This is a genomic window from Mesorhizobium sp. B2-4-17 (genome assembly GCF_006441275.1).
In the GTDB taxonomy this organism is placed as follows: domain Bacteria; phylum Pseudomonadota; class Alphaproteobacteria; order Rhizobiales; family Rhizobiaceae; genus Mesorhizobium.
In genome coordinates this window covers 170,343-182,216 of the sequence record NZ_VFUX01000002.1, presented here as the reverse complement: position 1 = coordinate 182,216, position 11,874 = coordinate 170,343, and the positions used below count along the sequence as shown (strand labels likewise).

General features: G+C 62.8%; 13 protein-coding genes, 1 pseudogene and 1 riboswitch. Of the genes and pseudogenes, 3 read left to right on the top strand and 11 right to left on the bottom strand.

The annotated features are described in order from the left end of the window. Positions 1–48: 48 nt before the first annotated feature. The 4 genes from FJ548_RS02600 to FJ548_RS02585 form a co-directional block, all read right to left on the bottom strand. Entirely contained in the window at positions 49–969 is a 921-nt protein-coding gene (locus FJ548_RS02600; protein WP_140611112.1) for a pirin family protein, read from the bottom strand. Between the two features lie 39 nt (positions 970–1,008). After that, positions 1,009–1,275: a DUF2277 domain-containing protein gene (locus FJ548_RS02595; RefSeq protein WP_140611136.1), complete on the bottom strand. Its 267-nt coding sequence runs from the start codon at positions 1,273–1,275 to the stop codon at positions 1,009–1,011. Positions 1,276–1,386: 111 nt separating this feature from the next. After that, the gene (locus FJ548_RS02590) at positions 1,387–1,638 is read right to left on the bottom strand and encodes an exodeoxyribonuclease VII small subunit (RefSeq protein ID WP_013532792.1); all 252 of its coding nucleotides are present in this window, start codon (positions 1,636–1,638) and stop codon (positions 1,387–1,389) included. Between the two features lie 3 nt (positions 1,639–1,641). Beyond that, entirely contained in the window at positions 1,642–2,568 is a 927-nt protein-coding gene (locus FJ548_RS02585; protein WP_140611110.1) for a histone deacetylase family protein, read from the bottom strand. A 180-nt stretch (positions 2,569–2,748) separates the two neighbouring features. Next, positions 2,749–2,931: riboswitch (cobalamin riboswitch) on the top strand. 48 nt (positions 2,932–2,979) lie between these two features. Here FJ548_RS02585 and bluB point away from each other — a divergent pair. After that, positions 2,980–3,561 (top strand): annotated as a pseudogene (bluB, locus tag FJ548_RS30265) (5,6-dimethylbenzimidazole synthase); the annotation flags it as partial. Between the two features lie 164 nt (positions 3,562–3,725). Here bluB and FJ548_RS02575 read toward each other — a convergent pair. The 3 genes from FJ548_RS02575 to aroC all read right to left on the bottom strand — a co-directional run bounded on the left by FJ548_RS02575 (position 3,726) and on the right by aroC (position 7,409). Next, positions 3,726–4,709 carry a hypothetical protein gene (locus tag FJ548_RS02575; RefSeq protein WP_246671559.1) on the bottom strand — a complete coding sequence of 328 codons (984 nt, stop codon included), beginning with the start codon at positions 4,707–4,709 and terminating at the stop codon, positions 3,726–3,728. Positions 4,710–5,100: 391 nt separating this feature from the next. After that, complete coding sequence (gene ribB, locus FJ548_RS02570) at positions 5,101–6,201, bottom strand: 3,4-dihydroxy-2-butanone-4-phosphate synthase (protein WP_140611106.1); 1,101 nt, start codon at positions 6,199–6,201, stop codon at positions 5,101–5,103. Positions 6,202–6,287: 86 nt separating this feature from the next. Beyond that, the gene (gene aroC, locus FJ548_RS02565) at positions 6,288–7,409 is read right to left on the bottom strand and encodes a chorismate synthase (protein ID WP_140776650.1); all 1,122 of its coding nucleotides are present in this window, start codon (positions 7,407–7,409) and stop codon (positions 6,288–6,290) included. A 183-nt stretch (positions 7,410–7,592) separates the two neighbouring features. Here aroC and FJ548_RS02560 point away from each other — a divergent pair, with 183 nt between their 5' ends. Continuing rightward, positions 7,593–7,847: a DUF1344 domain-containing protein gene (locus FJ548_RS02560; protein WP_140611134.1), complete on the top strand. Its 255-nt coding sequence runs from the start codon at positions 7,593–7,595 to the stop codon at positions 7,845–7,847. Positions 7,848–8,005: 158 nt separating this feature from the next. Then, positions 8,006–8,725: a carbonic anhydrase gene (locus FJ548_RS02555; protein ID WP_140611102.1), complete on the top strand. Its 720-nt coding sequence runs from the start codon at positions 8,006–8,008 to the stop codon at positions 8,723–8,725. Between the two features lie 59 nt (positions 8,726–8,784). On the opposite strand, the gene FJ548_RS02550 is transcribed toward FJ548_RS02555, so the two are convergent. The 4 genes from FJ548_RS02550 to FJ548_RS02535 all read right to left on the bottom strand — a co-directional run bounded on the left by FJ548_RS02550 (position 8,785) and on the right by FJ548_RS02535 (position 11,843). After that, complete coding sequence (locus FJ548_RS02550) at positions 8,785–9,372, bottom strand: histidine phosphatase family protein (protein ID WP_140611100.1); 588 nt, start codon at positions 9,370–9,372, stop codon at positions 8,785–8,787. Positions 9,373–9,423: 51 nt separating this feature from the next. Further along, a complete protein-coding gene (gene fabI / locus FJ548_RS02545; RefSeq protein ID WP_140611098.1) occupies positions 9,424–10,242 on the bottom strand; it encodes an enoyl-ACP reductase FabI in 819 nt (272 codons plus the stop codon). A gap of 106 nt (positions 10,243–10,348) precedes the next feature. Further along, entirely contained in the window at positions 10,349–11,281 is a 933-nt protein-coding gene (locus FJ548_RS02540; protein WP_140611096.1) for a DnaJ C-terminal domain-containing protein, read from the bottom strand. A gap of 100 nt (positions 11,282–11,381) precedes the next feature. Further along, positions 11,382–11,843 carry an RT0821/Lpp0805 family surface protein gene (locus FJ548_RS02535; protein WP_140611094.1) on the bottom strand — a complete coding sequence of 154 codons (462 nt, stop codon included), beginning with the start codon at positions 11,841–11,843 and terminating at the stop codon, positions 11,382–11,384. Positions 11,844–11,874: the final 31 nt, after the last annotated feature.

Genomic DNA, 11,874 nt, shown 5'->3' with positions numbered 1-11,874 from the left:
CAGCCGGCGAAAGTAAATGCGTGTCGGTGACGCGGATCGGGCTGAGATCTAGCCTTCAGGCAGCGGGATGAATTCCTTGTCATCTCCTGGAACGATATCGAAGCGGCCTGTCTTCCATTCCTGCTTGGCCTGTTCGATGCGCTCCTTGGACGAGGAGACGAAATTCCACCAGATGTAGCGCTTCGAGCCAAGCGAGGCGCCGCCGAAAAGCATGAAATGCGCACCGGTTTGCGACGATACGATGATCTCGTCACCAGGCCGGAACACCAGCAGCCGCTCCGCCGGAAACACATCGCCCGAAATCGAAACCTCGCCTTCCAGCGTATAGATGGCGCGTTCTTCCGCGTCGGGCGGGATTTTCACGCTGGCGCCCCGCGCCAGGCGCAGGTCGGCGTAGAGCGTTTCGGAATCGGCCCTAACAGGGGAGCGCAGTCCCTGGAAATCACCGATGACAACGCGGCCGCTGACGCCTTCGGCATCGATCTCGGGAAGGCGCAAGACAGCCGTGTTCTCGAACACCGGCGCCACTTCCTCCTTGTCGTCTGGCAAGGCAAGCCATGTCTGCAGGCCCGAAATCGACATTGGCGCGCCGCGCAATTCCTCTGGCGTGCGCTCGGAATGCACGATGCCGCGGCCGGCGGTCATCAGGTTCACGTCGCCGGGCTGGATGACCATTTCGGTGCCCAGCGAATCGCGATGCCGGATCTTGCCGTCAAACAGATAGGTGACCGTCGACAGGCCGATATGGGGATGGGGACGGACATCGAGCGCCTGGCCCGCGCGCAGGATCGCCGGCCCCATGCGGTCGAAGAAGATGAATGGGCCGACCAGACGCCTCTTGGCGGTTGGCAAGGCTCGGCGCACCTCGAAGCCGCCAATGTCCTTGACGTTCGGGATGACCATCAGTTCGATCTGATCGCTGGCAAAGGCATCGCCGGCTTCAGGGTCCTTCCCCGGGAAGAAGCTCATGAACTCTCCTTGTCAGCGGTCCAGACCGCCTTGGCCGCATCAGGCAAAACGGAGCGCCGCCTTTGCCCGAAGTTTGGCCGCCACCTCTTCGCGGTTGCGCGGATGCTGGTTTGTTTCGAGAGAATCGAGCAGTTCCCGCGCCGATGCCGCGATGGCCTCCACCGCATGGTCGAACGCATGCTGGTTCTGCTTCGAAGGCCGCGTCGTCCCGCTCAGCTTGCGGACAAACTGAAGTGCCGCGTCGCGAACTTCATCGTTGGTTGCCGGCGGGTCAAAATTGAACAGGGTCTTGATGTTTCTGCACATCGCTTCCGTTTCTCCTCTTGTCCTGGAGCCGTTCCAATCGGGACGAGCTTGATCCTCAATCATGATCGTGTCCAAAAACCGGCGAGGCAAGACCGTCATCGCGACCGTGCCTCAGTCCGCGTCGAGCGGCTCCGTTCCGACCGGCTTTCCATCGCGCGACAGCCTGATCTTCTCGACCTTGTCCTCCGCAGCCTTCAGCAACCGGTCGCAATGCGCCTTCAGGGCCTCACCGCGTTCATAGATCCGGATTGACTGATCGAGCGGCACGTCGCCACGCTCCAGGTCATCGACGATCTTCTCCAGCGCATCGAGTGCCTGTTCGAAGCTCATCGCCTTGACGTCTTCGTTGGTCTCACCAGCCATCATTCATCCTTTCATCAGCCGCGCGACATGGGCCGCGACCGAAAATGCCAATCCCTGCAGATCGTAGCCGCCCTCAAGCAGGCTGACGAGCCGGTTGTCGCCGTGACGCGCGGCGCGTTGCATCAGTTGGCCCGTCGCCCAGTCGAAATCATCCTCGGTCAGATTGATCTCGGCCAGCGGATCGCGGTGGTGCGCGTCGAAGCCGGCCGAAATGATGATCAGATCGGGTGCGAATTTGTCGAGCGCCGGCAGTATCCGCGACAGGAAGGCATCGCGAAACACCTCGCTGCCGGTCTGCGGCGCCAGAGGCGCGTTGACGATGTTGCCGGCCCCGGTTTCGTTCTTCGCACCGGTGCCGGGATAGAGCGGCATCTGATGCGTCGAGCAATAGAGCACCGACGGATCGTCCCAGAAAATATCCTGCGTGCCGTTGCCGTGATGCACGTCCCAGTCGACGACGGCGACGCGCTCGGCGCCATGCTTCTTCTGCGCATAGCGCGCCGCGATCGCCGCCGTATTGAAGAAGCAAAAGCCCATGGCGGTGGTTTTCTCGGCATGGTGGCCGGGCGGCCGCGCGGCGACGAAGGCATTGTCGGCCCGGCCAGTGAAGACGTCGTCGACGGCCGCGTTGGCGGCACCGATCGCGGTGATCACCGCCTGCCAGCTCTTCGGGCTGGCGGTGGTGTCGGCATCGACGCGGGCGATGCCCTCTTCGGGGATGGCGGCGCGCACACGCGCGACGAAATCGGCCGGATGCGCGTAGAGAATAGTGGCTTCATCTCCTTCCGGCGCCTTGACGCGATCAAGCGCGGCAAAGGCTTCGCCGTCGAGCACGCGCTCGATAGCGCGCAAGCGGTCCGGCCGTTCGGGGTGGCCGGGCGGCGTGATGTGTTCAAGGAAGATAGGGTGCGTGTAGAGACGGGTGGCCATCGTCCCTATCTAGTGCCCCGACACGGCAATGGCTATGCGTTGCGGCTTGATCGCTGGGGAAAATCACGTCTGCGTCCATTCGCGTCGCTGCGGGGATTGGCGCGGCCGGGGCTTCGGCGTAAGGTCGCCACCACTGCCTGGTGCCCGCCGGCCTGTTTGTTCTCAGTCGCATTATGCGACGCCAAGTGAAATCCACTTGGCTGCAAATGCTCTGGCGGGAGAATCGGGAACACGGTTGAATTCCGTGGCGTGCCCAACGCTGTAAGGGGGACCGCGCCGGTAAATGCCACTGTCGATGACGGGAAGGCACCGGACGCGGGTTGATCCCGAGCCAGAAGACCGGCCTGGCAGGCATCGTCACCCGCATGGTCAGGCGGGCGGCATTGATTTGAAGTCGCAAGGGGACAAGCGATGCTGGAAGCCATGACCGCTCCTGTGGGCGATGGATTTGACCAGATGGCGCGCGACGCCGTCTACCGAGCCATGTTCACCAGGCGCGATGTTCGCAGCCATTTTACTCCCGAGACCATCGACGACGAGGTGCTGGCTCGGCTGCTGCTTGCAGCCCATCACGCGCCATCGGTCGGGTTCATGCAGCCGTGGAACTTCATCGTCATTCGCGGTGCCGGGCGCCGGGAGAAGGTACGTGACCTGTTCCTGGCCGCGCGTGAACAGGAACTGCCAGCAATCGAGGAAGAGCGACAAGCGCTCTACCGCAAGCTCAAGCTGGAAGGCATCTGCGAAAGCGCGCTCAACATCTGCATCACCTGCGACCGCCAGCGCTCGAAAGGTTCGCCGCTGGGGCGCTGGCACAATCCGGAGATGGATCTCTACAGCACGGTCTGCGCCGTGCAGAATTTCTGGCTGGCGGCACGGGCCGAAGGCATCGGCGTCGGCTGGGTCAGCATCATCGAGCCTGAGGCGCTGAAGCGGCTGTTGGCCATTCCCGAGCACGTGACGCCGGTCGCCTACCTCTGCGTCGGCCGTGTTTCCGAGTTCGCGCCCAAGCCGGACCTCGAGACACATGGCTGGGGCCGGCGATTGCCGCTGCCCGAATTGATCATGAGCGAGACGTTTTGCGGCCAGGGCGAGGCGCCGCTCAAATCAGCGGTGTCGCGCCTCTATACCGTCGCCGGCACGCCCGCCAGCCCGGCCGATCAGCGTGTCGCGCCGGCCGTGTCCCAGCGCGAACCACCGAAGGAGGAGAGCGCCTTGTCCTTGAGGTTCCTGAACTTCGACGATGCCTCGGCCAGCCGAGCGTCCCAGGCTGGATCAGGCAGCTGGCCGGCAATGGTCTTGAAATAGACCTGCATCAGGCAGGCGATGGCGAAGGGCTCGATGAAGGTTGCCTTGAAGGCCCAGGCAAAGACGATGGCGAGCACGAAGGCCCAGCCGGCAAGCTGCCCGGGCATGAGGAAAAGAATGGCGCCGGCCGGGGCCAGCATCAGCAGGAAGATGACAAACGACACGCCCCACATGATGATCGCCAGCCAGACGGCGTTCTTGACCATGATCTTGCCGTTCTGGGCGTAGAGCACCACGCCTTGGCGTGCGGTTTCGAACGGCGAGGACGAGTTGATGCGGATATTGTAGCCGAGGATGATCTCGTCGACATAGGTGAGCGACAGGCGGATTACCGTGTTGATGAAAGACACAAGGCCGCTCAGGCCTGGAATGGGCAGGAAAGCGGCTACGCCGCCAAGCAGGCCGGTAATGGCGCGGATAGCGCCCTTGACCAGCTGGTCGACGACGAAAAGGACGTTAGCCTCGGCGAAACGCTCGGTCACGACCTCCTTTGCGTACACGATCTGGTTCTTACCGTCGGGAACGTCACGGCCGTCGATCAGATGGACCATGACGGCGATATGGCCGGCCTTGACGACGTAGAGAATGTATTCGCGGATCCAGTAGACGGCGATCGAGACGGCGCCAAAGCCGACGACGCCGCCCCATAGGGCAAAGGACAACGGCCCGTCGGGATCGGTGGAGATATGGCCGACGCCATAGCCGACGGAGGCGCCCGTGCCAGTCGCCAGGATATAGGCCAGAGTGATGCCGAAATAGACGATCATGCGAAAAACAATGAAAGGCCAGGTCCGCATCATGATGGACACCGACCTGCCGATATCGAAATCCCACATGCCCCGAATCTCCCCTCAGAGAGGGCTGGGAGGATGCGCTCACCCCGAAGATTGTCAACCGGGGGGCGACGAGAAGAAGCGAGCAGCCGCTCGTTCGCAAACGTTCGGAATTGGCCGAGGCTTCCGCGACGTCGTCATCCACGGGCGGAGCGACGCGAAGCGGAGCGCAGACCCGAGGATCCATGCCGTAATCTTGATCGAAGATCACAGCGGAGCAGAATTCTGGACCGTGGCAACGCGTCGAAGTCGCGGCATGGATCCTATGGTCTGAGCCGCGTCGCTTCGCTCCTTGCTTCGCCATAGGATGACGAGGCAAGCGGACGCTTCAGTCAATCGCCAACGCAGGCGACCTGCCAGCAGGACCTTTCCGCCGCGTCGATCCCTCGGTGGACTACAAAATCTCGGTCTTGGCGATATGGATGCCAAAACCCTCCAAACCAACATAATGGCGCTCGCGCGAGGCGATCAGGTTGATCGAGGAAATGCCGAGATCCTTCAGGATCTGCGCACCGAGGCCGATTTCGCGCCATTCGTTTTCGCGCCGGCGCGCCTCTTCGTGATCCTCGCGGTCACCTGATGCAGGGCGCTTGCGCTCCTGATGGGCGACACCGACCGAGCCTTCGCGCAGATAGACGATGACACCGCGCTTACGCTCGCCCATCGCCTTCATGATGCCGTCGAGCCGATGGCTGGTGCCGAAGACGTCGGTCACCACGTCTTCGGAATGCAGCCTGACCGGAACGTCCTCGCCGTCGCGGATATCGCCGAAGACCACCGCGACATGATGCATCGTGTCCCAGGGCAACGTATAGGTGAAGACCTGCGCCTTGCCGCCGAGCGTGTCGATCTCCGAGCAAGCCACGCGTTCGACCAGCGTTTCCTTGCGTTGCCGGTAGGCGATGAGATCGGCGACCGAAACCTGCTGGAGGCCATGCTCCTCGGCGAAGGCCGCGACCTGTGGGCCGCGCTTGACGGTGCCGTCGTCATTGACCAGTTCCGAAATGACACCGATCGGCGGCAGGCCGGCGAGTTTGCACAGATCGACCGCCGCCTCGGTATGGCCCGAACGCATCAGCACGCCGCCTTCGCGCGCGATCAGCGGGAAGATGTGGCCGGGACGGACGAAGTCGGAGGCGCCGACATTGCCGTTGGCGAGGTTGCGCACGGTCAGCGTGCGGTCGTCGGCCGAAATGCCTGTTGTCGTGCCGTGCTTGAAATCGACGCTGACGGTGAAGGCGGTGGTGTGGGCTGAATCATTGTCGGCCACCATCGGCGCAAGGTTAAGCCGCTTGGCTTCCTCGCGCGGCATCGGCGTGCAGACAATGCCCGACGTGTTGCGCACGATGAAGGCCATTTTCTCGGGCGTGCAGTGGACGGCGGCAACAATCAGGTCGCCCTCGTTCTCGCGCCCGTCATCGTCCATGACGACGACGATCTCGCCGCGTTCAAAGGCACGGATGGCTTCGACGATCTTCTTCTGGTCGTAAGGCATGGAGCGCTCGCTTCGTTCGCAGGGCAGTAGGGAATAGGGCAGTAAGGCAGTAGGGAAAAGGAAAATATGTTGGGCAGGCAGGCTGCCTACTGCCTACTGCTACTGTCTATTCCCTGCCCTGTCTGTCCTCGATGGCGCAGATAATGATCGGCTATGGCGCAGGCAACCATGGCCTCGCCGATCGGCACGGCGCGAATACCGACGCAGGGATCGTGCCGGCCCTTGGTCATCACCTCGACGTCGTTGCCGTCTTTGTCGATAGACTTTCGCGGCGTTAGGATCGACGAGGTCGGCTTGACGGCAAAGCGGGCGACGATCGCCTGGCCGGTAGAGATGCCGCCGAGGATACCACCGGCATTGTTGGACAGGAAGACCGGCTTGCCATCGTTGCCCATGCGCATCTCGTCGGCATTCTGTTCACCGGTGATGCGCGCGGCCTCGAAGCCGTTGCCGATCTCGACGCCCTTGACGGCGTTGATCGACATCAGCCCGGAGGCAATGTCCTGGTCGAGCTTGGCGTAGATCGGCGCGCCGAGCCCTGGGGGGACGCCATCGGCGACGATCTCGATCACCGCGCCGACCGAGGAACCCGATTTGCGGATGCCGTCGAGATACTGCGTGAAAATGGGAATAGAGGCTGGATCGGGGGTGAAGAACGGATTTTCCGGGTCGCCAATAAAATTCCAGTTCCAGTTGGCGCGATCGATCGACTTTTCGCCCATCGACACCAGCGCGCCGCGCACCACCATGCCCGGCACCACCTTACGCGCGAGCGCGCCGGCCGCCACGCGCGCCGCGGTCTCGCGGGCCGAGGAACGGCCGCCGCCGCGATAGTCGCGTATGCCGTATTTGACGTCATAGGTGTAGTCGGCATGGCCCGGCCGGTATTGGCGGGCAATCTCGCCATAGTCCTTCGAGCGCTGGTCGACATTTTCGATCAGCATCGAAACCGGCGTGCCGGTGGTGATCATCGTCTCGCCGTCCTCGTCGAGCACGAAACCGGACAGCACCTTCACTTCGTCGGGCTCACGGCGCTGGGTGACGAAACGCGACTGGCCGGGCCGGCGCTTGTCGAGTTCGGCCTGGATTTCGTGGCGCGTGAAGCGGATACCCGGCGGACAGCCATCCACCACGCAGCCGAGCGCTGCGCCATGGCTTTCGCCCCAGGTGGTGACGCGGAAAAGATGGCCGAACGTATTGTGAGACATGGAAAAGTGCCCTGCCCGGCATCGAAGCCGACTGAAGTCTGCCTTCTATTGGCGTTTTCCACAGGGGTCAAACTGTGATCTGGCGGATTTAGTTTTGACACATTCGGTTGGTTTCTGCTCTGCTCCATTCGCCGTTGAGGATCCGCCGCCACCGTGCCGGCGCAATGACCAAAGAGGACGATGATGCGTACCCTGATTGGCGCTGTTGCCGCCATACTGCTGCTTTCCACCGCCGCTTTCGCCGGGCAGACCGAAGGCCTGATCAAGAAGATCGACAAGGACGCGCTGACCCTGACGCTGGATGACGGCAAATCCTACAAGCTGAACGCCGAGACCGATCTCGACTCGCTGAAGCCGGGCATGGACGTCGTCATTGCCTATGACGTGACCAATGGCGAAAACGTCGTCACCGACATGGAATTGCCGGACACCGAATAGGAGCCTCCGGCTTCGCACGGCCAGATCCATTTCGACAGGCTCGGAATCGAGCTCCCGGATGGACCGGACGAGAGTTAGCACTTGCTAATGCAACTCGTTGGTAGCAGTCTCAGCTCACGGATCCAGCCATCGGCTGGATCGGCGGCGGGAGCAGGACAATGTGCAGCGACTGCGAGGGCGAAGGGATCCGCCGGAGGGATTTCCTCAAGGTCGGCGCGGGGCTCGTCGCGACCGGTTTTGGCGGAGCGGTCTGGCCGGCGCGCGCGGCCGAGGGCACTGCGACGCCTCTGCCTCCCGATGAAGCGTTGGCCGCGTTGAAGTCCGGCAACGAACGCTATGTCAGCCATCCGGAACTCTGTTCGATTGACCTTGCCGCGCAGCGGAATGCTGTCGCTACACACCAGGCGCCTTGGGCCACGGTCATCAGTTGCGCCGACAGTCGCGTTCCGCCGGAGCTGATTTTCGGCGGCCACGGCGTTGGAGAACTGTTCGTCGCCCGGAATGCTGGCAACCTCGTCGACACCGCGACGCTCGGCACGGTCGAATATGGCGCGGAGGTACTCGGTTCGCCGTTGATCGTCGTCCTCGCGCACACAAGCTGCGGTGCGGTCAAGGCGGCTTGCGACGTGGTCACCAAGAACGCCACTTATCCGGGCGCGATCGGTCCGATGATCGAGCCGATCTTGCCGGCGGCAATCGCGGTGCGGAGCGAGGCGGGCGATTTTGTCGACAACACGGCTAAGGAGAGCGCAAGGCGGACCGCGAGGCGCCTTGCCGTTTCAAGCAAGCTCTTGGCCGGTCTCACCGGGACCGGGAAGCTGAAGATCGTCGCGGCGATCTACGATCTTGAAACGGGTGTGGTGACCTACCTCGAATGATACGTTCATCCGGGCGACCGCGCTCAACCTCGGATGAATAACCATCATAGCCAGGACAGCTACAGCCACTCCAGGCATTCACCCTGCAGCCGGAGCACGCGATCGTGCGGTATCTCCAGGTTCGCGGCCTCGTCCTCGGGCATCTCAAGCACGAAGCGAAACAAGGTCCGCATGACGCCGCCATGCGTCACGCAGATCGTGTTGTGGTCGAGCGCGTCGAATCGGGGCTTCACCCGTTCAAGCAGCATCTGGTAGCTCTCGGCACCTTCGCCGGGCGGCTGGAAGTTCCATTTATCCAAAGCGCGAGTCTTCTTCGCACGGGGATAGCGTGTCTCGAGCTCGGCAAAGGTGAACCCCTGCCAATCGCCGAAATTGACTTCAACGAGATCGGGATCGGTTCGATAGGCGAGCGGATCGAGCTTCATCGCGACGCGGATGCGCTCCATCGTTTCGCGCGTCCGCCTCATCGGGCTGGCGATGAAATCGAAATCCTCCGGCTTGTGGACGAGGCCGGCCAACCGATTCCCGTTTCCGGTGGCCTGTTGGCGGCCGAGCTCATTGAGATCGGTGTCGGCCTGACCCTGAAGCCGGGCCTCGGCATTCCACGCGGTCTGGCCGTGGCGCACGATGTAAACCAGCGGGTACATCAGGTCTTCCGGAGGTGAGGCCTGGGCCTAGGCGGAGGATTGGCGGGAAAGCTATTCCTTGACCGTCGAAATATCAGGCGCGTCGACCGCCTTCATGCCGACCACGTGATAGCCGGAATCGACGTGATGCACTTCGCCGGTCACGCCACGCGACAGGTCGGACAGGAAATAGACGCCGGAATCGCCGACCTCTTCCTGCGTGACCGTCTGCTTCAGTGGTGAATTGTATTCGTTCCACTTCAGGATGTAGCGGAAGTCGCCGATGCCGGATGCGGCCAGCGTCTTGATCGGGCCGGCCGAGATTGCGTTGACGCGGATCTTCTTGGCGCCGAGATCGACGGCAAGGTAACGCACGCTGGCCTCGAGCGCGGCCTTGGCAACACCCATGACATTGTAGTGCGGCATCACCTTCTCGGCGCCATAATAGGTGAGCGTCAGCAGTGAACCGCCCTCGGTCATCAGCGCCTCGGCGCGCTTGGCGATGGTGGTGAAGGAAAACACCGAAATGTCCATGGTGCGCAGGAAGTTGTCGCGCGTCGTCTCGACATAGCGGCCGGTCAGTTCGTCCTTGTCGGAAAATGCGATCGCATGGACGAGGAAGTCGAGCTTGCCCCAATGCTTGGCGACATTGGCGAAGACCTCGTCGAGGCTCGCCGGATCGGTGACATCGCAATGGCCGGCGACATAGGCGCCCAGTTCCGCCGCCAACGGTTCGACACGCTTTTTGAACGCCTCGCCCTGATAGGTCAGCGCGATCTCGGCGCCATGGTCGGCGCATGCCTTGGCGATGCCGAAAGCGATCGACCTGTTGTTCGCGACGCCCAGAATCAGGCCGCGCTTGCCGGCCATCAGGCCCTGTCCACCCGCCATGTGCGTGCTCTCCGCAAGAGTATCTGCTTTGTGGAGAGCCCTATCGCACAGGCACAGGGCCCCTTCAAGCGCTCAAACAGGACAGTTCGGGGGACAAAAGTCGCGATCAGCCTTTTTGGCCACGCAGCATCGCTTCCAGAGCGCTGTCACCACCCTCCGGCAGCATGATGCGCACATGGGCGTAGAGATCGCCGTGACCGCCGGCTTTTTCCGGCAGGCCCCTGCCCTTGAGGCGCAGCACCTTGTCCGAACTCGACCAGGCGGGAACGTTGACCGCGAGCCTGCCTGTTGGCGTCTCGACCGGCACCTTGGCGCCCAGCACCGCATCCGCCAGCGACACCGGCAGATCGGCATGCAGGTCGCGGCCCTCGATACGGTAACGCGGATGCCGGCGGATATGGATCTTGACCAGCGCGTCGCCGGGCTGGCCCGGCCCCTGCTCGCCTTGCCCCTTCAACCGGATGGTCTGGCCATCCTCGACGAAGACCGGCAGTTTGACCGCCACCTTGCGGCCATCCGGGAACATCGCCGTCACCTTTTCGGCGTTCGCCGCTTCCTCGATGGTGATGTCGAGCGTGACGTTCAGATCGGCAGCGGTGGCCGGCTGGCGGCGGTCGCCCATGCCGGCGCCGCGCGCGCCCGAAAAGGCGTCGCCGAAAATCTGGCTGAAGATGTCGCTGTTGCCGTCGAACGGATCACCGCCTGGCCGCCCGGAGCGGAACTCGAATCGCGAACCGCCGGGCCCCTGCTGCTGGCGACGGAACCCGGCAAAGGGGTCGCCGCCACCTGCGGCGCCTTCAAAGCCCTGGAAGCGCGGCTTGCCGTCGGCATCGATCTCGCCGCGATCGAAAGCGGCGCGTGTCTTCTCGTCGCCGACGATCTCATAGGCCTGATTGGCCGCGGCAAAACGGTCCTTTGCCTTGGGATCATTCGGATTCTGGTCCGGATGATGTTTCTTGGCGAGTTTCCGGTACGCCGATTTTATGTCCTTGGCCGATGCGTTCTTTGCAACGCCCAGCACCTCATACGGGTCGCGCATGCTTTCTGCCCTGGGGAAGGAGTGAGTCCATACTTGCCCCCTATATGCGCTTGCATAGGAAGAAATTCCAGTAGCGGACTGTCACACCAAAGGCGGAAAATCAGAGCGCCTTGAAGCCCTGCATGCGCCAGCCGCCGGCGCCGGCGAGGCAGAGTTCGCCCTCGAACATGGCAACGCCATCAAAGCTTTCGCGCGAAGCCTTGAAGCGACGGCAGGTCTGGCCCCTGTCCTTCAATTCCGCCAGCTCAATGATGGAGCCGCGCGACCCGGTGCCGGCATTCGCCCATGGCACGGCCTGGCCGCCGAGCTGTACGATGTCGGCGGAAGACACCGCATTGCCGATCGTCGTCTGGTCGGAGTCGCGATCCGAATCGGCCGGCTTGGCCAAAGTCGATGTGCCGCTGGTCAGGATCGAGCGGTCGACCTCGGCTTTCTCCAGGCTGAAGCCACCCGCGCCACAGCCGGCAAGCGGCAGGGCGATTGAGACGATCGCGGCTTTCGCGCTGGCCGAAGCGATAACGCCCCATTGCCTGCTGTCAAAAGCTTGCGCGATACGCGACAATCGGCAACCTCCCCGGCTTAGTGACAATTTG